Source organism: Spongiactinospora rosea (genome assembly GCF_003315795.1).
In the GTDB taxonomy this organism is placed as follows: domain Bacteria; phylum Actinomycetota; class Actinomycetes; order Streptosporangiales; family Streptosporangiaceae; genus Spongiactinospora; species Spongiactinospora rosea.
In genome coordinates this window covers 262,693-285,426 of sequence record NZ_QMEY01000005.1, presented here as the reverse complement: position 1 = coordinate 285,426, position 22,734 = coordinate 262,693, and the positions used below count along the sequence as shown (strand labels likewise).

Annotated in this window: 21 protein-coding genes; 8 read left to right on the top strand and 13 right to left on the bottom strand. The window is 72.4% G+C overall.

Annotated elements, in window-relative coordinates; all coding sequences use genetic code 11:
• Nucleotides 1-176 precede the first annotated feature (176 nt).
• Together DP939_RS15495 and DP939_RS15490 are read left to right on the top strand one after the other, a co-directional pair.
• A complete protein-coding gene (locus tag DP939_RS15495; RefSeq protein WP_113981393.1) occupies nt 177-1,292 on the top strand; it encodes a globin domain-containing protein in 1,116 nt (371 codons plus the stop codon).
• A gap of 513 nt (nt 1,293-1,805) precedes the next feature.
• Complete coding sequence (locus tag DP939_RS15490) at nt 1,806-2,885, top strand: WD40/YVTN/BNR-like repeat-containing protein (RefSeq protein ID WP_113981392.1); 1,080 nt, start codon at nt 1,806-1,808, stop codon at nt 2,883-2,885.
• A 24-nt stretch (nt 2,886-2,909) separates the two neighbouring features.
• Here the strand turns inward: DP939_RS15490 and thyX are convergent, their stop codons facing one another.
• From thyX to DP939_RS15475, 3 genes are all read right to left on the bottom strand, one after another.
• On the bottom strand, nt 2,910-3,635 hold the full coding sequence (gene thyX, locus DP939_RS15485; RefSeq protein ID WP_113981391.1) for an FAD-dependent thymidylate synthase: 726 nt from the start codon (nt 3,633-3,635) through the stop codon (nt 2,910-2,912).
• 79 nt (nt 3,636-3,714) lie between these two features.
• A complete protein-coding gene (locus DP939_RS15480) occupies nt 3,715-4,881 on the bottom strand; it encodes an amidohydrolase family protein (protein WP_113981390.1) in 1,167 nt (388 codons plus the stop codon).
• Between the two features lie 672 nt (nt 4,882-5,553).
• A complete protein-coding gene (locus DP939_RS15475; RefSeq protein ID WP_225878265.1) occupies nt 5,554-7,689 on the bottom strand; it encodes an anthranilate synthase component I in 2,136 nt (711 codons plus the stop codon).
• A gap of 401 nt (nt 7,690-8,090) precedes the next feature.
• On the opposite strand from DP939_RS15475, the gene DP939_RS15470 reads away from it, so the two are divergent.
• The 3 genes from DP939_RS15470 (at nt 8,091) to DP939_RS15460 (ending at nt 10,987) form a co-directional block, all read left to right on the top strand.
• Nucleotides 8,091-8,333, top strand: coding sequence for a DUF3311 domain-containing protein (locus tag DP939_RS15470; RefSeq protein WP_113981388.1), 243 nt, complete (start codon nt 8,091-8,093; stop codon nt 8,331-8,333).
• The gene (gene mctP, locus DP939_RS15465; RefSeq protein ID WP_113981387.1) at nt 8,330-9,925 is read left to right on the top strand and encodes a monocarboxylate uptake permease MctP; all 1,596 of its coding nucleotides are present in this window, start codon (nt 8,330-8,332) and stop codon (nt 9,923-9,925) included. The genes DP939_RS15470 and mctP overlap by 4 nt, the downstream gene beginning before the upstream one ends.
• A 114-nt stretch (nt 9,926-10,039) precedes the next feature.
• Nucleotides 10,040-10,987, top strand: coding sequence for a TauD/TfdA dioxygenase family protein (locus tag DP939_RS15460; protein WP_113981386.1), 948 nt, complete (start codon nt 10,040-10,042; stop codon nt 10,985-10,987).
• A 55-nt stretch (nt 10,988-11,042) separates the two neighbouring features.
• Here the strand turns inward: DP939_RS15460 and DP939_RS15455 are convergent, their stop codons facing one another.
• Together DP939_RS15455 and DP939_RS15450 are read right to left on the bottom strand one after the other, a co-directional pair.
• Nucleotides 11,043-11,738 carry a DUF5709 domain-containing protein gene (locus DP939_RS15455; RefSeq protein ID WP_113981385.1) on the bottom strand — a complete coding sequence of 232 codons (696 nt, stop codon included), beginning with the start codon at nt 11,736-11,738 and terminating at the stop codon, nt 11,043-11,045.
• Between the two features lie 88 nt (nt 11,739-11,826).
• A complete protein-coding gene (locus DP939_RS15450; protein ID WP_225878264.1) occupies nt 11,827-13,413 on the bottom strand; it encodes an MDR family MFS transporter in 1,587 nt (528 codons plus the stop codon).
• Between the two features lie 114 nt (nt 13,414-13,527).
• Between DP939_RS15450 and DP939_RS15445 the strand changes: the two genes are divergently transcribed.
• Nucleotides 13,528-14,079: a TetR/AcrR family transcriptional regulator gene (locus tag DP939_RS15445; RefSeq protein WP_113981383.1), complete on the top strand. Its 552-nt coding sequence runs from the start codon at nt 13,528-13,530 to the stop codon at nt 14,077-14,079.
• 121 nt (nt 14,080-14,200) lie between these two features.
• Complete coding sequence (locus DP939_RS15440) at nt 14,201-14,581, top strand: ATP-binding protein (RefSeq protein WP_158578584.1); 381 nt, start codon at nt 14,201-14,203, stop codon at nt 14,579-14,581.
• Here the strand turns inward: DP939_RS15440 and DP939_RS15435 are convergent.
• Both DP939_RS15435 and DP939_RS15430 read right to left on the bottom strand, forming a co-directional pair.
• Nucleotides 14,505-15,029: a hypothetical protein gene (locus tag DP939_RS15435; RefSeq protein ID WP_113981381.1), complete on the bottom strand. Its 525-nt coding sequence runs from the start codon at nt 15,027-15,029 to the stop codon at nt 14,505-14,507. The two genes, DP939_RS15440 and DP939_RS15435, sit on opposite strands and share 77 nt — an antisense overlap.
• Nucleotides 15,030-15,117: 88 nt before the next feature.
• A complete protein-coding gene (locus tag DP939_RS15430; RefSeq protein WP_113981380.1) occupies nt 15,118-15,903 on the bottom strand; it encodes a DUF72 domain-containing protein in 786 nt (261 codons plus the stop codon).
• Nucleotides 15,904-16,082: 179 nt separating this feature from the next.
• Between DP939_RS15430 and DP939_RS45435 the strand changes: the two genes are divergently transcribed.
• Complete coding sequence (locus DP939_RS45435) at nt 16,083-16,256, top strand: DUF4175 domain-containing protein (protein WP_147268004.1); 174 nt, start codon at nt 16,083-16,085, stop codon at nt 16,254-16,256.
• 15 nt (nt 16,257-16,271) lie between these two features.
• On the opposite strand, the gene DP939_RS15425 is transcribed toward DP939_RS45435, so the two are convergent.
• The 6 genes from DP939_RS15425 to DP939_RS15400 all read right to left on the bottom strand — a co-directional run bounded on the left by DP939_RS15425 (nt 16,272) and on the right by DP939_RS15400 (nt 22,697).
• A complete protein-coding gene (locus tag DP939_RS15425) occupies nt 16,272-17,198 on the bottom strand; it encodes a Ppx/GppA phosphatase family protein (RefSeq protein ID WP_113981379.1) in 927 nt (308 codons plus the stop codon).
• Between the two features lie 41 nt (nt 17,199-17,239).
• The gene (soxR, locus tag DP939_RS15420; RefSeq protein ID WP_113981378.1) at nt 17,240-17,755 is read right to left on the bottom strand and encodes a redox-sensitive transcriptional activator SoxR; all 516 of its coding nucleotides are present in this window, start codon (nt 17,753-17,755) and stop codon (nt 17,240-17,242) included.
• A gap of 40 nt (nt 17,756-17,795) precedes the next feature.
• Nucleotides 17,796-19,433 (bottom strand): phosphoglucomutase (alpha-D-glucose-1,6-bisphosphate-dependent), encoded by a 1,638-nt coding sequence (gene pgm / locus DP939_RS15415; RefSeq protein ID WP_113981377.1) that lies wholly within the window; start codon nt 19,431-19,433, stop codon nt 17,796-17,798.
• 63 nt (nt 19,434-19,496) lie between these two features.
• Nucleotides 19,497-20,060, bottom strand: a complete 564-nt coding sequence (locus DP939_RS15410; protein ID WP_113981376.1) for an NUDIX domain-containing protein — start codon at nt 20,058-20,060, stop codon at nt 19,497-19,499.
• Between the two features lie 11 nt (nt 20,061-20,071).
• Nucleotides 20,072-21,262: a non-homologous end-joining DNA ligase gene (gene ligD / locus DP939_RS15405; RefSeq protein ID WP_113981375.1), complete on the bottom strand. Its 1,191-nt coding sequence runs from the start codon at nt 21,260-21,262 to the stop codon at nt 20,072-20,074.
• Nucleotides 21,263-21,266: 4 nt separating this feature from the next.
• Nucleotides 21,267-22,697 carry a M48 family metalloprotease gene (locus DP939_RS15400; protein ID WP_113981374.1) on the bottom strand — a complete coding sequence of 477 codons (1,431 nt, stop codon included), beginning with the start codon at nt 22,695-22,697 and terminating at the stop codon, nt 21,267-21,269.
• Between the last annotated feature and the right edge of the window lie 37 nt (nt 22,698-22,734).

The following is a 22,734-nucleotide window of genomic DNA, read 5'->3' as shown; positions in this document are numbered from 1 at the left end:
CTCGAAAATCGAGCGTTCGGGGCCGGGACCACCGTGCGCTCGTTCACCCGGAACCACACGACAGGTGCGGCACCAACGCCACCGCACCCCACTTCGACCAGGCAGGACACGGCCGATGGGCATCACCGGCCGCCTGCGGCCGAAAATGATTCATCCAGGGTGGGGGTTTTCGGGAAATGCAGTTCGATCCACGTCCGGTCAAGGAGAGTTTCGCGCTCATCGAGCCCGCGGCGGTGCGGGCCATCGCCTATTTCTACGGCCACCTGTTCGCCGCGCACCCGCGACTTCGGGCGCTGTTCCCGCCCGCCATGAACGTTCAGCGGGAGCGTCTGTTCCGGGCGCTCACCCGGATCGTGTGGAGCCTGGACTGCCCGCCGGGCCTGACGACGGACCTGGCACGACTCGGCTGCGACCACCGCAAGTACGGCGTCACCCCCGCCCACTACGCCGCCGTGGGGGACGCGCTACTGGCGACCGTCCGCCGGTTCGCGGCGGAGGCGTGGTCGCCGGAGGTGGAGCGGGCGTGGGCCGCCGCGTACGCGACCGCCGCCGAGATCATGATCGAGGCGGCGGCGGCCGACACCTCGCCGCCCTGGTGGCCGGCCGAGGTCATCGGCCATGAGCGGCGCACCCGCGACATCGCCGTCCTCACGCTACGGCCCGCGCTGCCGTTCCCCTTCCTGCCCGGCCAGTACGCCACGGTGCAGACGGCCAGGTGGCCCCGCGTGTGGCGGGCGTTCTCCATCGCCAACGCCCCGCGCGCCGACAACACGCTGCGCCTGCACGTACGCGCGGTCCCCGGCGGCTGGGTCTCCACCACCTTGACCCGCCGTACCCGCGTCGGCGACACGCTGATGCTCGGCCCGGCACGAGGCACCATGACCGCCCCGGCCCCCTCCGGCCGCGACATACTGGCCGTGGCCGGAGGCACCGGCCTCGCCCCGCTCAAGGCGATCATCGAGGCCGTCATCGCCGCAGATTCCCCTCGCCCCCGCGTCCACCTGCTGTACGGCGCCCGCAGCGGCGGCGAGCTGTACGACCTGCCGGACCTGATCCGCATGCGCGCCCGATCTCCCCGATTACAGGTGCTCCCGGTGGTCTCGGCCGAACCCGCCTACGAGGGCCTGCACGGCACCCTGCCCGACGTGATCGGCCACTTCCCCTCCTGGCGCGACCACGACGCCTTCGTGTGCGGCCCGCCCGCCATGGTCGGCCAAGCCGTACGACGGCTACGCCAGGACGGCATGCCCCCCGACCACATCCACCACGACCGGCACCCCGAAGAACACTGACCCCCATCGCCCCCTGCCGGCCGGCCGCGATACGGCGGAAGGCCAGGTGTTTCGGATGGTGCCTGGGCGCCGGCGTTCAGGCTTTAGTGACATGCCGACGCCTGCCGTGGGCGGTGTGACCTGCTGGCGCCGCGTGCCTCGCGGGCAGAGCGAGAACACCTGGTCGCCTCCCGAATCACCACCCGGCATCGGACGACGCGATATGAGGGCATACCATCTCCGCCGCGACGGGCGTACCACCGGCGGCGGACCCAGGGCGTGTACGCCACGATCGGCACCCCACGGACCGATCACCGACCCGTGGGCCCCCGCCACCTCGTCGGATAGGACGTGAGGCCGGACCACGGCTGCGCCCGTACAGCAAATGGCCTGGTCGCCTGCGGTTTCGCCGTTCGGCGTGGCACGATGGGGCGTATCGCGTGAGGGCCGGGCCTCGTCGTTCCGGCTTGGCGACAGGGGGTAGGGAGGTCCGGTCGGAACCCACCTGCCCAACCCTGGAAGGAGACCTGGCACATGGGCGACGCACTCCTGGCCATCGGTACCCGCAAGGGGCTGTTCCTCGCCCGTTCCCGCGACGACGGTGCGTTCGAGGTCGATCCTGTCCGCTTTTCCACGATCGGCGTGCATGCCGTCGCCGTGGACCCCCGTGGGGCGGTGCCCCGGCTGCTCGCCGCGATCGAGTACGGCCACTTCGGCCCGTCCGTCATGTGGTCCGACGACCTGGGCGAGACGTGGCAGGAGGCCGATCGGCCGCCGGTCGCCTTTCCCGAGGACACCGGTGTCACCCTGACCAGGGTGTGGCAGCTTCAGCCGTCGCCGTCCGAGCCCGGTGTGGTGTGGGCGGGCGCCGAGCCGGGGGCGTTGTTCCGCAGTGAGGACGGCGGGCGGACGTTCGCCCTCTGCACCGGCCTGTGGAACCATCCGCACCGGCCGCAGTGGCAGCCGGGCGGCGGCGGGCTGTGCCTGCACACGGTGTTGCCGCACCCGGCCGACCCCCGGTCGATCGCCGTCGCGGTGTCGGCGGCCGGTTTCTACCGCAGCGCCGACGGCGGGGCCGGGTGGGAGGCCGCCAACCGGGGCATCCGTGTGCCGTTCCGGCCGGAGGGCGACCAGTATCCGGAGTTCGGTCAGTGCGTGCACAAGGTCGCGGCGCACCCCGGGCGGCCCGACCGGCTGTACCTGCAGCATCACTTCGGCGTCTACCGCAGTGACGACTTCGGCGCGAACTGGACCGCCATCGGCGGCGGCCTGCCCTCCGACTTCGGATTCCCCATCGTGGTGCATCCCGACCGGCCCGACACCATCTATGTGGTGCCGCTGGAATCGGACATGGACCGGGTCCCGGTGGGCCACCGCTACCAGGTGTACCGCAGCGACGACGCCGGAGACACCTGGACCGCGTTCGGCGAAGGACTGCCGCCCGGGCCGGTGCACGCCGCGGTGCTGCGCGACGCCATGTGCGCCTCGCCCGCCGGTATCTTCTTCGGCACCCGCGACGGCGAGGTGTACGCCTCCCGCGACGACGGCGAGACCTGGACGGTGATCGCCCGCCACCTGCCCGACGTGCTCACCGTGCGCGCGGCCGTGCTGTGACCCGGCCGCGCCCGCCGGTGGGTGTCAGGGGGCGACGCGGCCGTTGGCGACGAAGGCGGCGTGGGTGAGCGGCATCAGCTCCGCCCAGATCGCCTCCATCTTCTCGGCCACCATCTCGATCTCCCGCTGCGGGAACGACGGCACCGTGGCGTCCTCGCTCTTGGTGCGCAGCGACAGGAAGTGCATCAGCGCCCTGGCGTTGCAGGTCGCGTACATCGTGGAGAACAGCCCGACCGGCAGCACCGACCTGGCCACCTCCCTGGCGATGCCGGCCTCCAGCATCTCCTGATAGGCGGCGTAGGACTGGCGGTAGGACGACTCCATCACCTCGGTGACCAGCTTGTGCTGCTCGTCGGTGCCGTCGAGGAAGACGTAGCGCCCCGGCTTGCCCTCCTGCACCAGCTTGCGCGAGCGGCCGGGGACGTAGAACACCGGCTGCAACTCGCGATATCGGCCGCTCTCCTCGTTGTAGGACCACACCCGGTGCCGGTGGAACTCGCGGAAGACGAAGATCGGCGCGCTGATGAAGAAGGTCATCGAGTTGTGCTCGAACGGGCTCCCGTGCCGGTCGCGCATCAGGTAGTTGAGCAGCCCCTTGGACCGCTCGGGGTCTTTGCGCACCTCGTCGAGCGACTGCTCGCCACGGGTGGACACCCGGGCCGCGAACAGCACATCGGTGTCGGCGGCGCTGTGTTTGACCAGCTCGACCGTCACATCGTCGCGGAAGCTCGGCGCGTTTTCCTCTGCCACGTGGGGACCTTTCCTCACCGGGTCGTTGGGCCTCGCCCAGCCTATCGACCGCCTCCGACAGTTCCGGCGAGGCCGCAGCTCACAGGCGGTAGACGCGCCGCGCGTTGCCCGCGCCGATCATGTGCGCGACCCGGGCGGCGTCGGCCGCGCTCCACTCTCCCTCCCCGATCCGGACGGCCAGCGCCCGCGCCAGCCCCCGCCGGTAGTACAGCGCACCCAGGTGGCACGTCTCGGCCACCCCGTAACAGTCGCTGCTGAACATCTGCTTGTGGAAGGGGACCAGCTCCAGGAGTTCGTCCACGATCGCCGCCGACCCGGCCGCCGTGTGCGTCAGCGCCAGCCCGAGGTCCACGTAGACGTGCGGGTACACGCTGGCCAGGTAGGCCGCCTGCCGGTGGAAGGGGTAACAGTGCAGCAGGATCAGCGGCACCCCGCCGGGTTGCAGGGCCCTGATGAAGCCGGTCAGCAGCGCAGGGTCGGCCCGGTGCAGGTCGATGTCGGGGTCGCCGTACCCGCAGTGGAACTGCACCGGCAGCGACCGCTGCCTGGCCACGTCCACGCCGCTCCACAGCAGGTGGCGCAGCAGCACCGGGTCGGTCAGCCGGGCCTTCGGGTCGGCCAGCCGCCGTCCGGCCGCGGCGACCACCGCGCCCCGGCCGGGCCGTTCGATGTCGAAGTCCAGGCCATAGCGGTAGGCGATGACGGTCTTCAGGCCGACGGCCCGCGCCGCGGCGGCGGCCAGGGCCTCGGCGAGGGCGCCGGGGTACTCCGCCGCGCCGCCGACCGACCGGGCGACGGTCTCCTCCACCCGTTCCAGCCGGACGATCTCATCGGCGGCGGCGCCGCCCAGCCTGCCCATCTCGGCGGCCGACAGCAGCCCGGCGCCGTTCAGGCCGGTGTCGACGAGGAAGGCGACGATCCCGGCCTGGCGCAGCAGCCGCCGGTTGACCTCGGCGGCGCCCAGCTCGGCGCGCCGCGCCAGGTACACCGCGGGCGGCGCGTGCGGCGCGAGGTCCAGTACGGGCGCGCACCAGCGGCGAATGGCCGCGCCGATCGGGGTGTCGAAGTGCGTCGTACCGGGCGGGGCGGGCGTGGCGGCCTCGGTGATCAGCAGCTCGAAGGCGGCCCTGCCGAGGTCGTCGCGGCGTACGCCGTGGCAGTGGTGATCGACCAGCGGCGCGAGCAGCGCCTCGCGCACCGCGTCGGGCAGCGGCGGGCCGGGGGGCAGGTCGTCGGCGGGAGGCATGCGGCAACTCCAGTGGCGCGGCGGCACCGGGGCGGGTATTGGGACCAGGACGCGCAAGGAGCCTAATGCCGCCGACCCGGCCGGCGGGCACGGACGCGCGGGCTCACCACCCACACTCCCTCCACACCCCTGGCGCCACCAGCCCGACCGGGAGCGCGGACACGCACAGTCGCCGCCTGCGCCCCTTGCCGTCCCCAGTGCCGAGGCGGCCTGGCCAGGAGGGCGCGGACATATGGCCTCACCATCGACACCTGCTCAACGCCCATAGTGCCGCAGACCCGAGCGAGGCGCGGACCTACCGGCTCACCGCCTGCGCCCCTTGCCCTCCCACGCGCCAGGAGGGCTCGGACGTACGAGCCCGCCACCGACGCCTCCTCCACGCCCCGGTACGGCTGACCCGGCCGAAGGCCCGGGCATACGAGGCAGCTCCCCCCTTCCCGTCCCTAGCGGCGGGGGTGCGGACGTAGGGGCTCGCGCCGAGGCCCATAGTGCCGCTCGCGGACGCGGGAGGCAGCCGCCCGCTCCCCTGGCCCCCTAACGCCGGGAGGGCCCGCCGCCTCCGGGGTCCTGGTGCCGTTGGGCCGAGTGGGGGGCGGGATGTACGGGTTTGGGGCCTCCAGGGGCTTGGTGCAGGGGGCGCGGGCGGGTGGGCGGCGCCCCCTGTGGGCGGGGTTAGCGGCGGGCCAGGCGGAGGACGTTGGCGATGATCTTGGCTCCGGCGCCGCCCTCGGTGGTGAGGATGGACTCGGGGTGGAACTGTACGGCGAAGCGGCGGTTGGGCGGGTCCTCGATGGCCATGACCGCGCCGTCCGGGGTGCGGGCCGTCGTGGTGAAGCCCCTCACCCCCGACTGCGTGGCGTGCAGCGAGTGGTAGCGGGCCGCGGTGAACTCCGCGGGCAGCCCCTCCAGCAGCAGGCTCTCCCCGATGCGGCCGACCCGGCCGCGCTTGCCGTGCTCGGGGGTGGCCAGCAGGGAGAGCTCGCCCCCCGCGTGCTCCACCATGGCCTGCAACCCGAGGCAGACGCCGAACACCGGCAGCTTCCTGGCGTACAGCTCGCCGACCAGCGCCGAGCAGCCGAAGTCGGACGGCCAGCCCGGTCCCGGGGACAGCACGACCAGGTCGGGGGCCATCTCGTCGAGCGTCTTGGTGGGGAAGCCGTGCCGCAGGGTCACCACGTCGGCGCCCTGCTGGCGGAAGTAGTCGGCCAGGGTGTTGACGAAGGAGTCCTCGTGGTCGACCAGCAGCACCCGCATGCCCGCGCCGGGGGCCTCGGCCGCCGGGTCGGGGGCGGTGGTCCGCTCGGCGGCGGAGCCCACCGTGGCGAGCGCCGCGAGCAGGGCGCTGGCTTTGAGTTCGGTTTCGCGTTCCTCGGCGGCCGGGTCGGAGTCGTACAGCAGGGTGGCCCCGGCGCGGACCGCGGCGATGCCGTTCCTGATCTGCGCGGTGCGCAGGGTCAGCCCGGTGTTCATCGAGCCGTCGAAGCCGAGTACGCCGACCGCGCCGCCGTACCAGCGGCGGGTGGTGGCCTCGTGGTCCTCGATGAACTGCATGGCCCAGGTCTTCGGCGCGCCGGTGACGGTCACCGCCCACATGTGGGTGAGGAAGGCGTCCAGGGCGTCGAAGCCGGGGCGTAGCCGGCCCTCGATGTGGTCCACGGTGTGGATCAGACGGGAGTACATCTCGATCTGGCGGCGGCCGATGACCTGGACGCTGCCCGGGACGCAGATCCGCGACTTGTCGTTGCGGTCGACGTCGGTGCACATGGTCAGCTCCGACTCCTCCTTGACGCTGGAAAGGAGGGTGCGGATGGCCTCGGCGTCCTCGACCGGGTTGCTGCCGCGGGCGATCGTGCCGGAGATGGGGCAGGTCTCGACACGGTCGCCGGTGACGCGGACGAACATCTCCGGCGAGGCGCCCACCAGGTGCTCGCCGTCGCCCAGGTTGAACAGGAACTCGTACGGGGCCGGGTTGATCTTGCGCAGCACGCGGTAGAAGCCCGCGGGGTCGGCGCAGGGGGCGTGGAAGACCTGGCCGGGGACGACCTCGAACAGGTCGCCGCGGACGAACCGCTCCTTGGCCGCCGCGACGACCTCCGCGTACGTCCCGCGCTCGGGGTCGTCGGGCACCACGGACGGCGTCGCGGGCAGCGGGATCGTCTCCCCCGTCCGCGCGAGCCCGTGCGTGGACATGCCGTCCACGGTGAACTCGTAGCGGTACTCCTTGCTGGTCTCCCGCTTACGGTCGATGACGGTCACCCGGTCGGGCAGGTGCAGCACCAGGTCGCGCTGGTCGGCGGGGCGGGACAGCACCTGCCGGATCGGCTCGAACTGGAAGGCCAGGTCGTAGCCGAAGGCGCCGTACAGGCCGAGGTTGCCGTCCGTGCCGTGGAACGCCGAGATCACCTCGCGGATGGCGGTGAAGACGGTCGGGCGGCGGCTGCGCATCTCCTCAGGGAGCAGGTCCTCGGAGTCGGCGACGTGCACCTCGACGTGGTCGGCCGAGGGCTCGCCGGTCGGCTTGCCGGCCGCCAGCAGGCAGGTGGCCACGACCGGGAGGACCACGCGCCCGCGCTCGTTCAGCGCGCGAGCCGAGACCCTGCGCCCCCTGGCCACGATCTCCAGGCACGGATCGACGTAGGCCAGGTGCCAGCGGCTGTAGCGGCCCGGGTACTCCATGCCCGAAGACAGCACGCCGCCGCGGCGCTCGCCGAGGGCGTCCACGATCTCGTCGAGCACCGTCTCCGGCACATCGGCCGTTGCGACCTCGACACCGACGCCGCCGTCGGTGGTATATCGGCTGACTTGCACGTTCGCGCCCCTTCGCTGGTCAAGACCTGGTCCACGGTGAGGGACCGGCCGAGCAGATGCCCCGGGGGCGGACATGTGGACGGCCGCCGACTCGGGGCGGCCGTTCTCACTCGCGAATGCGAAACCTAGCGCCGCCTATGAGCGGCGCCACCACTGCCTGGATGGACGGGTTCGCATGGCGTACAGGGTAGCGGTGGCAGACGTGATCTTGCAACGCGCCGCGCCGCCCCCGTCCCAGGCGGCAGTCACCCTGTCAGTGCTCCTTGACAGTGTGACAAGGGCGCGGTCGCCGCTCAGCGCGCCGACGCCACCGCTCACCGATTGCCACCCGCGTTCTAACCGTCCGTAACCTACGCTCCGGTCAGCCCCTGTCTCCCGTCTCCGTCGGCAAGGAGATCGAGTTGAGCACATCGCACCACGATCGGCGTTCCGGGGAGCCCCCCGCGAGGAGCGACGCGAGCCCCTGGAACCGGCTGCTCGTCCTCCCCGTCGTTCTCCCCCTGCTGCCGTTCCTGTACAACGCGGAGGAGCCGCGACTGCTGGGCTTCCCGCTCTTCTACTGGCTGCAACTGGCGTTCATCCTCGTCGGAGTGACCACCACCACGATCGTCTACCGGGCGACGCGGAGGAGGAACGGCCGATGAGCGAGCACCTCACCGAGATCATCGTCTTCACCGTGCTGTTCCTGGTGGTCAGCGGCATGGGATTCGTCGCCGCCCGCTGGCGGCGGCCACAGGACCTGGCCAGCCTCAACGAGTGGGGGCTCGGCGGGCGCAACTTCGGGGCCTGGATCACCTGGTTCCTGGTGGGCGGCGACCTCTACACCGCCTACACCTTCGTCGCGGTGCCGGCGCTGGTGTTCGGGGCGGGCGCGATGGGGTTCTTCGCGGTGCCCTACACGGTGATCGTCTACCCGATGGTGTTCCTGGTGCTGATCCGGCTGTGGTCGGTCTCGCACGTACACGGGTTCGTCACACCCGCCGACTTCGTGCGGGCCCGGTTCGGCTCCCCGACGCTCGCGCTGCTGGTGGCGGTGACCGGGATCGCGGCGACCATGCCCTACATCGCGCTGCAACTGGTCGGGATCGAGGCGGTGCTGAAGGCGATGGGCGTCACCGGCCACCTGCCCATCGTGATCGCCTTCGCGATCCTGGCCGCCTACACCTACCGCTCGGGGCTGCGCGCCCCCGCGCTGATCGCGTTCGTCAAGGACACGCTGATCTACCTGGTCATCCTGGTGGCGATCATCTACATCCCGGCGCGGCTCGGCGGCTGGGGCGCGATCTTCGGCGCGGCCCAGGAGAAGTTCGCGGCCACGCCCGCCAAGGGCGACGGGGTGCTGCTCGGCGCGGGCAACCAGTGGCAGTACGTCACGCTGGCCCTCGGCTCGGCGCTGGCGCTGTTCCTGTACCCGCACAGCCTCACCGGCGTGCTCGCCTCGCGCAACCGCGACGTGATCAAACGGAACATGTCCGCTCTGCCCGCCTACAGCCTGCTGCTCGGCCTGATCGCGCTGCTCGGCTACATGGCGATCGCCGCCGGGGTGCGGCCGGTCGGCGGCGACTCCAACACCGTGGTCCCGCAGTTGTTCGACATGATGTTCCCCGACTGGTTCACCGGGGTGGCCTACGCCGCGGTGGGCATCGGCGCGCTGGTGCCCGCGGCCATCATGTCGATCGCCGCGGCCAACCTGTTCACCCGCAACGTCTACCGCGAGTACCTGCGCCCGGACGCCACCGACGCCCAGGAGGCCCAGGTCTCCAAGCTGGTGTCGCTGGCCGTCAAGGTCGGCGCGGTGCTGTGCATCCTGCTGCTCGACCTGCAGTTCGCGATCGACCTGCAGCTCATCGGCGGAGTGGTCATCCTGCAGACGCTGCCCGCGGTGGCGCTCGGCCTCTACACCCGCTGGCTGCACCCACGGGCCCTCATCGCGGGCTGGGCCGCCGGGATGGGGGCGGGCCTTTGGATGCTGTACACCATCGGCAACCCCGTCACCGGCAAGGCGCACTTCGCGGGGTCGGCGTTCCCGCTGTCCAACCTCGGCCTGGAGAGCCCGTCGACCGTGTACGCCGGGCTGCTGGCCCTGGCCGTCAACCTGGTGGTGGCCGTGGGGGGCACGCTGATCTGCCGGGCCGCCGGTGTGCCGCGCGGCGCCGACACCACCCGGCCCGACCACTACCACGCCGACGAGGGCGACCCCCGGGTCAAGGACCTCGACCTCGCCGGTTCCACCTGATCCCGAGCCCCTCCGGCCGTGCCCCGCAAAGGGCGCGGCCGGCCGCGTCTGCAAAACCCTAAATCCCTACCGTTTTAGTTGACAATCTGTGAAGCCCCTGCCTACCGTGCTCGCATGACGACCACAGGAACACTCAGGCATCCGCCCGCCGACGCCGCCGCCCCGCGCCTCACCGTCACGCCCATCGGCGGGCGGATCGGCGCGGAGATCGGCGGCGTACGCCTTTCCGGCGACCTGCCGCCCGCGCTCGTTGACGAGATCCGCGTCGCGCTGCTCCGGCACAAGGTGATCTTCTTCCGCGGCCAGGACCACCTGGGCGAGGCGGGCCAGGTGGCCTTCGCCCGGCTGCTGGGCGACCTGACCACCGCCCACCCGACCGTGCCCGCCCTGGACGGCAACACCCACATCCTGGACCTGGACTACCGGGGCGGGCACAAGGTGGACCGCTGGCACACCGATGTCACCTTCGTCGAACGCCCGCCGCTGGCCTCCGTGCTGCGCGCGCTGGACGTGCCCTCCGTCGGCGGCGACACGCTGTGGGCCAACACCGTCGCCGCCTACCAGTACCTACCGAAGGAACTACGTGACCTCGCCGACCGTCTCCGCGGCGTCCATACCAACGCCTACGACTATGTGCGCGTGGCCGCCTCCGACGACCCGGAGCGCAGCCGCCGCTACGCCGAGGTCTTCTCCTCGACGATCTTCGAGACCGAGCACCCCGTCGTACGCGTCCACCCTGAGACGGGTGAGCGCGCGATCCTGCTCGGCGACTTCGCCAAGCGCCTGGTGGGCCTGCCCGGCACCACCTCGACCGCGGTGATCAAACTGATCCAGGAGCACGTCACACAGGTGGAGAACACCGTGCGCTGGCGCTGGCGGGCCGGTGACGTGGCGATCTGGGACAACCGCGCGACCCAGCACCGGGTGGTGCACGACTTCGGCGACCGGCCCCGCAGGCTGCACCGGGTGACCGTCGCGGGCGACGTGCCGGTGGGCGTGGACGGACGGCGAAGCCGCGCGATCACCGGCGACGCCACCCGCTACACCACCTCGGCGGCCTGAACGGGCCGGGCGGGCCCGGCCCGCGAAAGCCGCCCCCGCCACCCGCCGCGTCCGTTCACTCCACGTCATCGACGTGCATCGCGGCCTCCTCGGCGCTGAAGCCGCCGCCGTCCGGGCCGACCTCCCTGGCGATCTCGTCCTTCTCGGTGTCGGCGCGCACCCCCTCGTCGGGCTCCACGAGCCGGCCCGCGGGACGCGGGGTGTCCCACACGGCGCCCGAGGGCTCCTCGGGCTGGGCGGGCCACTCGGGGTCGAGGCCCGCGTCCGGCTCGAAGGAGGTGTCCAGGTCCGAACCGACGCCGAGACCGCCCGTCTCGCTCAGCCCGTCGTCGGTCACCCCGGCGGGCCGCCCTGCGGGCTCGTCCCAGTCCGGGTCCGGTGGCGGCCCGGCCTCGCGTACGTCCTCCGGCGGCGCGCCCGGCGGGACGTCGCCGGGCGGGGCGATGTCGTCGCCCTCCAGCTCCCGCTCCGCCACCGTGCCGCCCTCCGGCGCGCCGCCGTCGAGCGGGCCGCCGAAGACCGCCTCCGGCTCGGGGGCCTCCCTTTCCAGGCGGCCGTCGAGCGATTCGCCCGCGCGCTGTTCCTCGCGCGTGGTGCCATAGTCCTCGACGGCCTCTGGGCGGTCGCCGGGCAGCGGGGCCTCCTGCGGGTCCACCGCCCACCGCGCCGCCGGCGTGCCGTCCTGGAGGTCGGGAATGCCCTCGTCCTCGGCGCGGGACCGAGGGTCCGGCTCGGGAATGTTCCTGCTCACGGCGACCTCCCTGATGTGCTTCCCCGTCACCCGCCTGCTGCCCCGCCGCCCGGAGGCGTAACGGGACCCGCCCGGGGATGCCGGAAGGTCAGTGCAGCGCCGCCTTGGCCGGCTCGGCGTCGACCGGGGCCGCGGGCGATCCGCGCAGCGGGTCCTCCCTGATGAACATCGCCAGCACCGGGATCAGCGCCGCGAACACGATGGCCCACCCGAACACGCCGGAGATCGCCGAGGCCAGCGACTCCAGGAAGCCGGTGCGCACCGGCGGCGGCAGCTGGGCCAGCGCGGCCGGGCTCACCTGGCCGCCCTGCGCGGCCAGCCGTTCCGCCGAGGGTCCGAGGCGGTCGGTCAGCCCGGCGACCAGCTGGTTGTTGAACACCGCGCCGAACAGCGAGACGCCGAACGACCCGCCGATGGACCGGAAGAAGGTCGCCGCGCTGCTGGCCACCCCGAGGTCCCGCTGCGCGACGCTGTTCTGCGCGATCAGCAGCGTGGTCTGCATCAAAAAGCCCATGCCAAGGCCGAGCACGGCGATGTACACGCTGGTCAGCCAGGTCGGCGTGGTCACGTCCTGGGTGGACAGCAACACCATGCCCACCGCCATCACCACGCCGCCGACCACCGGATAGACCTTGTACCTGCCCGTACGGGTGATCGCCCGGCCCACGATCAGCGAGACGACCATGGCCGCCGCCATCATCGGCAGCAGGAGCAGCCCGGAGTTGGTGGCCGAGGCCCCCTGGACGGTCTGCTGGTAGAGCGGCAGGAACGTGATCGCCCCGAACATCGCGAAGCCGAGTAGGAAGCCGAGCAGCGAGATCAGCGAGAAGTTGCGGATCTTGAACAGGCCCAGCGGCATGATCGGCTCGGCCGCCCGGAACTCGACCGGGACGAACGCCCCCAGCGCCGCGATCGCGACCACGGCCAGCCCGATGATCTGCGGGGACGCCCACTCGTACTGGTTGCCGCCCCAGGTGGTGATCAGGACCAGCGCGGTGATGCCGATGGAGAGCAGGATCGCGCCGACCCAGTCGATGCGGTGCTCGGTGCGGAGCTTGGGCAGTTTCAGCCGCAGCGCCAGGAGCAGCAGCGCCGCGCCGCCCAGCGGCAGGTTCACGTAGAACGCCCAGCGCCAGTCCAGGTGGTCGGTGATGAACCCGCCGACCAGCGGCCCGGCGATCATCGCCAGGGACATGACCCCGGCCATCATGCCCTGGTACTGCCCGCGCTCGCGGGGCGGGACGAGGTCGCCGATGATCGCCATCGCGGTGACCATGAGGCCGCCCGCGCCGAGGCCCTGCAGCGCGCGGAAGGCGATCAGCTCCGCCATCCCGCCGCCCGGCCCGCCGAACAGCGTCGATCCGGCCATGCCGCACAGGGCCGACCCCACCATGAACACCGCGATCGAGATCAGGAAGATGTTCTTCCTGCCGTACAGGTCGCCGATCTTGCCCCAGATCGGCGTGGAGACCGTGGTGCCGAGAATATAGGCGGTGACCACCCAGGACAGGTGGTCGAGGCCGCCCAGCTCACCGACGATGCGCGGCATCGCGGTACCGACGACCATGTTGTCCAGCATCGCCAGGACCATCGCCAGCATCAGCCCGGGCAGCACGATCATCACTTCCCGGCGCCGCCCGGGCATGGCCTCGGGTTCTTGTCTGGCATCCTTCACCGGTACACCCCCTAAAAGATCTTACTTACTTGCCGACCGGCTAGCTTACGGTATGCTGGACCCTAGAACGCTTACTTGCCGGCCGTCAAGTTAATAAGGAGGCAAACCCCAGACATGAGGGAAAGTTCCGACACTCGGCACCGAATCGAGCAGGTCGCTCTCACGCTCTTCAACGAGAAGGGCTACGAGGCCACGTCGCTGCGCGAGATCGCCGAGAAGCTGGGCGTGACCAAGGCCGCCCTGTACTACCACTTCAAGTCCAAGGACGAGATCGTGGCCGGCCTCGCCGAGACCCGCCTGGCACGCCTGCGCGGGCTACTGGACTGGGCGCGGTCGCAGCCCGCCACCCTGGAGACCCGCCGCGAGGTCGTCCGCCGCTACGCCGCCGACCTGCACGACCTGCGATACTCCGACGTGATGCGCTTCTTCGAGCGCAACCAGACGGCCCTTCGCGACCACCCCGTCACCCACAAGAACCGCGACACCATGATCGAGCTCAGCAAGGTGCTGCACTCGCCCGGCGAACCGCTCGCCACCCGGCTCAAGCGGACGATGGCGCTGTTCAGCCTGCACGCCGGTCACGTCTTCCAGATGGCCGAGGCGGGCGACCCGGAGGAGTACCGGCAGGCCGCCCTGGAAGTGGCACTGGAACTGGTCTCCGACTGACCCGCCGCCCCGCCACAGCACGTTTATCGGGACACACGCGGGCAGTTGCGAAGGCATGGAAGCGAGGATCGCGCTCCGACTGCCAAGGGACGCTTCGAGCGTCCCCTTCATCAGGCAACTCGTGGACGCGGCCCTGCGGACGCTGGGCGTGGTGCCGCCCATCCGCGACGACATCCGGATCATCCTGTCCGAGGCATGCTCGAATGTCGTCAAGCACGCCGCCCCGAGCAAGGAGTACACCGTCAGCGCCGCGCTCGACGAGGAGCACTGCACCATCAAGATCCTGGATCATGGCCAGGGCTTCGACCCCGGCACGATGAACCACCGGACCGTCCCCACGATCTCCGAACACGGCCGGGGCCTGCAGATCATGCGCGCCCTCGCCGACGACATGCACATCTCCAGCCACGGAGACGGCTCAGAGGTCAGCGTGGAGAAATCCCTGCGCTACGCCGAGGACGCCCCCGCCCGGACCCTGCACTACCCGCTGAACCACCATTGACCCGCTTGCCCGGACGCGCCGCCCGCGCGCCCGCCGACGGGCCGTGCCCGTTGGGGCGGAGCTCCGCCTCCGCCCGGCCGCCGGCCTTGGCCGCATCTTCTGAGCCCTGCTCGGCGGACGGCCTCGACTCCGGCACGGACAGGGTGACCGGCAGCGCGTCGCGCCTGGCCCGGCGGGTCGTGCCGGAAGCACCGGGCGCGGGGTGCGCCGCGCCGCGCCCGCCCCGATCGCCGAAGCGGAACAGACGGCCCGGGGCCCGGAAGACCGCGCGGAAGACGGAGCGGAACATCAGCACGATGAGCGCGGGCTCGGGCGCCTGCGGGCGTTCGAGACCTCCGGTCCGCTTGGCCAGCACGGCGAGCACCGCCAGCGTGATCAACGAGATGGCCCCCAGCGCCAGCGGGACCATCAGGAAGACCAGGGCAAGCGAGATGGCCGTCCCCACCATTTGCCACATCATCGCCGGCATCCTCCCTCGCACGCTCGAACGACGATGCTGCCCCCTTCAGACACCATTATTCGGCGTATGAACCCTATCAGCAGGTTGATCTCGCCCACTCGATCGCGTGCCCCGATTCCCCGGCCAGCGCGGCGAATCGGGTCGCGTCGCGCACGGCCGCACCGCCCTGGTCGTTGTTGAAGTAGACGTACACGGCGGCCTCCTGATCGGCCTCGTCGTTCCATGTCTCTCCAAGTCGCGTGATCCACCGGGCGAGCGACGCGTCGCCGTACGACGGCCACGGGCCCGCCGCCCCCTCGTGCAGGCGCAGATACCCCCACGGCGCGGTGCGCCACAGCGGCGTGAGCGCGTGTTCGCGCCGGTCGGCCCAGCACAGCGCGGCCCCGTGGGCCGCCAGCCCGGCGCGGACCCGCTCCCCTGCCGCACCCTCCCACCACGAAGGGTGCCGCGGCTCGACCGCCACGCGCACGCCCCGCGGAAAGCAGTCCAGGCAGCCGGTGAGCAGCCCGAGGTCGAGGCGCAGGGTCGGCGGAAGCTGGAGCAGGATCGGCCCGAGCCGGTCGCCCAGGCCCTCCGCCGCCCCGAGCAGCCGCTCGACCGGCTCGCGCGGGTCCTTCAGCCGTTTGGTGTGGGTGAGGTAGCGGCTGGCCTTCACGGCCATCACGAAACCCTCGGGGGTGCGCTCGCGCCAGCTCGCGAAGGTCTCCCTGGAGGGCAGCCGGTAGAAGGAGTTGTTGTTCTCCACCGTGCCGAAGGATTGCGCATAGCGCTCCAGCCACAGCCGCGCGGGCACCCCTTCCGGGTAGAGGACCCCGCGCCAGTCGGCGTACTGCCAGCCGGAGGTCCCCAGGAAGACGCGCACGAACCTGCTCCTACCCCGCTCGCGCCGTCCATGACCGTCAGGTTGGCGTGACTTGCCGAGAGCCACCGAAGCCAGCGCCTTTACAATGTAGATCACGCTCTCATGGAGAACCCTGAATCGACCCTGACTTCCCCCGCCACCGCGCTCAGATCGCCGGTGGGCCGCCTACGGTGGGACTCATGGGACGAATTCTGCTTGCCATCGCCGCCGTCATCGTCGGGTTCATCATGCTGAGCTGGGTGATCGGGCTCTTCGGCACCCTGCTGAAGTGGGCCCTCATCATCGGCCTCATCGCCGTCGTCGCCGGGGTCGTGATGCGGCTGGCCCGGAGCGGCCGCGGCGAGAACGCCTGATCCGCCGCGGCCCGCTCAGGGCATGACGTCCAGCCGGCGCAGTATCACGCCCTCGCGCAGCGCCCACGGGCACACGTCCAGCTCGGTCAGCTCGAACAGGTCCATCACGGCGTCGGCCACGATCGCCCCGGCGGCGAGCTGGGGCGCGCGGCCCTCTGAGACCCCGGGCAGCCGGGCGCGCTCGGCGGCGGGCATCCGCGCCAGCCGGTCGGCCAGCTCGGGCAGCGCGGTTCGTTCCAGGGCGCGCCGGGCGTAGGGCCCGGCCCCGGAGTCGGCGGCCCCGGCGATCCTGGCGAGCTGCCGGAACGTCTTGGACGTGGCCACCGCCCGATCCGGCGCACCGTACCTGATCACGTCGCCGACCACCCGCGCCACCTCGGCGCGCACGTGCTTGCGCAGCTCACGGATCTCCTCCGCGGACGGCGGGTCCGCGGACAGCCGGTCGCGGGTCAGCCGCCCCGCCCCGAGCGGGAGCGACACGGCCACGTCGGGCTCCTCGTCGATGCCGCCGGCGATCTCCAGCGAGCCGCCGCCGATGTCGAAGACCAGGAGCCGCCCCGATGACCAGCCGAACCACCTGCGCACCGCGAGGAAGGTCAGCCGCGCCTCGTCCTCACCGGTGAGGACCTGGACCGAGACGCCGGTCCGCTCCTTGATCGTGGCCAGCACGTCCTCGCCGTTGGCCGCCTCCCGGACCGCCGAGGTCGCGAAGGCCATGAAGTCCTCGACGCCCTTGTCCTCGGCCAGTTGCCGGGACTCCTCGACGAACCCGCCCAGCCGCTCGGCCCCCTGCGCGGACAGCCGTCCGCCGTCCTCAAGGTGCTCGGCGAGGCGGAGTTCGAGCTTGTGGGAGAAGGCCGGCAGCGGCTTGGCGCCCCGGTGGGCGTCCACGACGAGCAGGTGCACCGTGTTGGAACCGATGTCGAGGACTCCGAGTCGCATGATCCGACGCTACCAATCCTTTGCCATCGGTTTCCCGCGGCTTAGGATGCCTCCTCTTCGCACCCGGCGCCACACCCGGCCCCGCATGCCTGCGCCCGCGAGTGCGCGGCCAGCAACCGGCGCGGCCCCGGCCCCTCCTCGCCGAGCCGGTCGTGCGGGTTGGCCAGCAGGCAGCGGTCCAGCGACAGGCAGCCGCAGCCGATGCAGTCGGTGAGGTCGTCGCGAAGCTGCAGCAGCCGCTCGATCCGCAGGTCCAGCTCGGAACGCCAGGCGGCGGACAGGCTCGCCCAGTCCTCCCTGGTCGGCGTGCGGCCCGACGGCAACCGGTCGAGCGCCGCCTTGATGTCGGTGAGCGGGATGCCCACCCGCTGCGACAGCCGGATGAACGACACCCGGCGCAGCGTGTCGCGGGTGTAGCGGCGCTGGTTGCCCGCCGTACGGCGGCTGGTGATCAGCCCCTTGGCCTCGTAGAAGTGCAGCGTGGACACGGCCACGCCGGTGCGCTCGGCGAGCTGGCCGACGGCGAGTTCACGGACATTGAGCGGTACCTGTGCCACGCTTTCACCCTATCCGTCACCGGCGGCGGCCAGGAGGACCTCACCCGCCGAGTGTGGCGGCGACCAGGGCCTGGGCCTCCTCCTGCACCTGCGCCAGATGCTCCGCGCCCTTGAACGACTCGGCGTAGATCTTGTAGACGTCCTCGGTGCCGGAGGGGCGGGCGGCGAACCACGCGCTGCCGGTGCAGACCTTCACCCCGCCGAGCGCCGCGCCGTTGCCGGGCGCGGAGGTCAGCACGGCGGTGACCGGCTCACCGGCGAGGCTCGCCGCCGTGACGTCGGCGGCGGACAGGGCGCCGAGCCTGGCCTTCTCCTCGCGGGTGGCGGGGGCGTCGATCCTGGCGTACGCGGGGTCGCCGAACCTGGCCGTCAGCTCGCCGTACAGCTCGCTCGGGGTGCGCCCGGTCACGGCGGTGATCTCGGCGGCCAGCAGGGCCAGGATCAGGCCGTCCTTGTCGGTCGTCCACACCGAGCCGTCCCGGCGCAGGAACGACGCGCCGGCGCTCTCCTCCCCGCCGAACCCCAGCGACCCGTCCAGCAGCCCCGGCACGAACCACTTGAACCCCACCGGGACCTCCACCAGCCGCCGCCCCAGGTCATCGGCCACCCGGTCGATCATGCCGCTGCTCACCAGCGTCTTGCCCACGCCCGCGCCGCCCGGCCAGCCGGGCCGGTTGCGGTACAGGTAGGAGATCGCCACGGCAAGGTAGTGGTTGGGGTTCATCAGGCCGCCGTCGGGCGTGACGATCCCGTGCCGGTCGGCGTCGGCGTCGTTGCCGGTCGCGACCTGGTAGGTCTCGCGGGCGGCGATCAGCGAGGCCATCGCGTACGGCGAGCTGCAGTCCATCCTGATCTTGCCGTCCCAGTCCAGGGTCATGAACCGCCAGGTGGGATCGACGTCCGGGTTGACCACCGTCAGGTCCAGCCGGTGCCGGTCGGCGATCTCCCCCCAGTACTCCACGCTCGCCCCGCCCAGCGGATCGGCCCCGACGCGCACCCCCGCCTCCCGTACGGCGTCCAGGTCGAGCACGGAGGGCAGGTCGTCGACGTACGCGGCGAGGAAGTCGTACCGGCCGGTGGTCTCGGCGGCCAGCGCCCACTCGTAGGGGATCCGGCGCACCTCCGCAAGGCCGTTCGCGATCAGCGCGTTGGCGCGGTCCTGGATCCAGGAGGTGGCCTCCGAGCCCGCCGGGCCGCCGCTCGGCGGGTTGTACTTGAATCCGCCGTCCGCGGGGGGGTTGTGCGAGGGCGTGATCACGACCCCGTCGGCCTGGTCTCCCCCGCGCCGGTTGTGGGTCAGGATGGCGTGGGACACGGCCGGGGTCGGGGTGTAGCCGTCCCTGGCGTCCATCAGCACCCGCACGCCGTTGGCGGCGAAGACCTCGACGGCCGACACCCGCGCGGGCTCCGACAGCGCGTGCGTGTCGATGCCCAGGAACAGCGGCCCGGTCACGCCCTGGTCCGCCCGGTATTCGCAGATCGCCTGGCCGGTGGCCAGGATGTGGTCCTCGTTGAAGGCGGTGTCCAGCGAGGAGCCGCGGTGCCCCGAGGTGCCGAACGCCACCCGCTCCCCCGGCCGCGCCGGGTCGGGGTGGCGCGCGTAGTAGGCCGTCACCAGTTTGGCCACGTCGACCAGATCGGACGACGTGGCGGGCTCACCGGCGCGCTCGTGGACCATGACGACAACTCCCTGGGTCTCGGACGGGGGATGCGTGGCTCCTCGTACCCACCGCGGGGCGTCTCATCCGGCCCGCCCGGCGGCCTCGTGCAGCAGCAGCAACGCGTAACCGGCCAGCGAGCAGGCGTCGGTGACCTCGCCGCCGCGGACCATCGCCTCGAACTCGGCGCGCGGAACGTGCCGCTGGATCATGTCCTGCTCGCCCGCCTCGCGATCCGGCGGTCCGGGGGTGAGGCCGGTGGCCAGGAAGACGTGGAAGCGCTGGGCCAGGGTGCCCTGGGCGTTGTCCAGGGTGCCGAGCAGGACCAGCTCGCGGGCCCGCAGCCCGGTCTCCTCGGCCAGCTCGGTCGCGGCGATGACCTCGGGGGCGCTCGCCGCGGCGACCGTGCCCTGCGGGAAGCCCCAGGTGCGCCGCCCGACCGGGTAGCGGTACTCCTGCACCAGGTGGAAGCCGTCCCGCTCGGCCGGGATGACCAGCGCGAAGTCGGGTTTGTCGACCACGCCGTAGATGCCGCGCGACCCGTCGGGACGCTCGATGGCGTCTTCTCTGACGCTCAGCCACGGGTTGGCGTAGACGACCTTGGACGAGACCTGCCTGACCATCCCGCCCGCGAAATCCCCGGCCATGCCGCAGGATCTTACCCGTCGCCCCCGCGCAGGGCCGCCCACGGGTCGTAGTCGGACTCCAGGGGCTCCTGGGCGGGCCGCTCCGGTTCGGGGACGTGCTGGAGGTTGACCCTGATGCGGTACCAGACCGAGCTGCGCCCGCGCATGCCGTCCACCAGCACGTCGGCGGGGCGCAGCCGGGCCGCGACGTCGGGGTGGCGGGACTTCCAGCGGGCCAGGCCCGCCATCGCCTCGGCCCTGGTGCGGGCCCTGGCGATCTCGATGACCGGGATCTCGCCCTTCTGCGAGGGGTGCGGCGGCAGTGAGGCGGCGAAGTCCAGGAGGCCGGTGAGCGAGCCGGGCTCGCGGCCGATGTCCGCCCACGGGTCGCCGATCTCGGCGTACCTGGCGGGGACGGTGTCGATGGTGAACTCTTCGGGCCGCCGCCCCTCCACCTCGTCCCAGGCCAGCGGGGTGGACACCCGCGCGTCGGGGGTGGGCCGCACGGAGTAGGCCGAGGCGACCGTGCGGTCGCGGGCGTTCTGGTTGTAGTCGACGAACACCCCGTGGCGCTCCTCCTTCCACCAGCGGCTGGTGGCGAGGTCCGGGGCACGGCTTTCGACCTCCCTGGCCACGGCCTCGGCCGCCTGGCGCACCTGCGGGAAGGTCCAGTGGGGCGTGATGCGGGCGTACACGTGAAAGCCGCGCGAGCCGGAGGTCTTGGGCCAGGCGGGCAGGCCGAAGTCGGTGAGGACCCGCCGCACCACCTGGGCCACCCGCACGATCTGCGGCCACTCCACGCCGGGCACCGGGTCCAGGTCGATGCGCAGCTCGTCGGGGTGGTCGAGGTCCTCGGCCGGGACCGGGTGCGGGTTGAGGTCGACGCAGCCCAGGTTGACCACCCAGGCGAGCTGGGCGGCGTCGCGTACCACGACCTCCTCGGCCGAGCGTCCCGACGGGTAGCGCAGCTCGGCGACCTCGATCCACTCGGGCCGCTTGTCCGGCGCGCGCTTCTGGAAGAACGCCTCGGCGTCCACGCCGCGCACGAACCGCTTGAGGATCATCGGCCGCCCGGCCACGCCGCGCAGCGCGCCGCCGGCCACGTCCAGGTAGTAGCGCACCAGGTCGAGCTTGGTGTGACCGGTCGCGGGGAACATCACCTTGTCCGGGCTGGTGATCCGTACCTGCCGCCCGGCCACCGCCACCACCTGCGCATTCGCCATGAGGTCACGATACGTCGGGCGCCTTGGCCGCCATCGGCAGCAGCGCGCCGACCGGGCCGCCGCCGGCGATGGCCTCCGCCAGCGACACCACGTCGGTCCGCCCGCCGTCCCAGCCGACGAGCACCCGCAGGCGCAGCGGGTCGGCGTAGGCGTAACCGGCCTCGCGCAGCGTCCGGTGGATCGCCGGGATCAGCGCGCACACCGCGGGCACGGCGTGCGGGCACGCCCACTCGCACGGCGGCTCGCCCGCCGTCCATCCTGCCGTCCAGCCCGCCGCGACGGCCTCGGCAACGCCGCGCGCCGGGGTGCCCGCGGGCATGCCGAGCAGCCGCCGCACGCCGTCCAGCCGTTCCTCCAGGTGGGCGTCCCACACCTGGTCGGGGACGCCGTGCAGTGAACCGGCGTTGGGCAGCCGGTACCGGTCCGCAAGCCACCACCGCAGGTGGTGGCGGGCCAGCCGGGCCTCCACCGGGCCGGGGAGCCCGCCGGGCAGGGCGGGCGGGCCGGGCTCGCGGGGCGGTGGGCGCTCGGTCAGCGCGGCGGGGTCGCCGCCCAGCGCGCACAGCCGCCGCAGGGTGAGCGGCTGCCCGGCGAGCCGGGTGCGGGTGCGCGGCCAGCCGCGTTCCACCAGCAGGTCCTCGCGGACCTTCCAGCGCCAGGCGGCGTACAGGTCGAGCGGGAAGCCGTCCAGGGCGACGGCGGCGGGCGTGCCGTACCGGTCGGTGAACCACAGGAAGCTCTGCCTGAGCGCCTGCGTGCGGATGAGGGTCAGGGCCGCGGTCTGCGCGCCGGACACCCGCGCGGCGGCGGCGGCCTCGCCCAGCAGCGCCGCGGCCACCGTCTCGGCCTCCGGCGGCGGCTCGGGCTCCTCGGCCCACAGCGCGTACATGGCGTCGGCGGCCCGTGAACGCCGCCCGCGCAGCAGCGCCAGTTCGTGGGCCACCAGGCAGCGCAGTTCGGCGCGGCTCAGCTCGGTCAGGTACGGCAGGCCGATCCACAGTTCGCGCCGCCCCGGCGCCGGGCGGACCGCCATGGCGTCGGGGCAGGCCCAGGCGTAGAGCCTGCGCGGCGGGCGTACGCCGAGTTCGGCCGCCACCTCGGCGACCAGCGCGTGCAGGTCGGCGTGCTCTGGCCCGAGGCGGTGCAGCGCCCCCGGCGGCCTGCGGACGACCTCGAAGCCCAGCGCGGCCAGCGCGATCAGGACCATCGCGAGGGTCACCAGGGCCGCCGCGAGGATCCAGGCGGGCGAGCCCGGCGGCGGGAGTGCGCCGGGCCACAGGCGCGTGAGCAGGAGCATGCCGGCCAGCGCGGCGATCCCGCCCGCGGCGACCTCGCGCACCGGCGAGGTCCAGGCGGGGAGCAGCCGCCGCGGCGCGCGCCGCAGGACCACCGCGAGCGCCCGCCGCCTCGATAAGCCGCCGGGCAGAACGCCCATCCGGCCCCCTTTCCGCCGCCTTTCCAGGCGGTCGTTC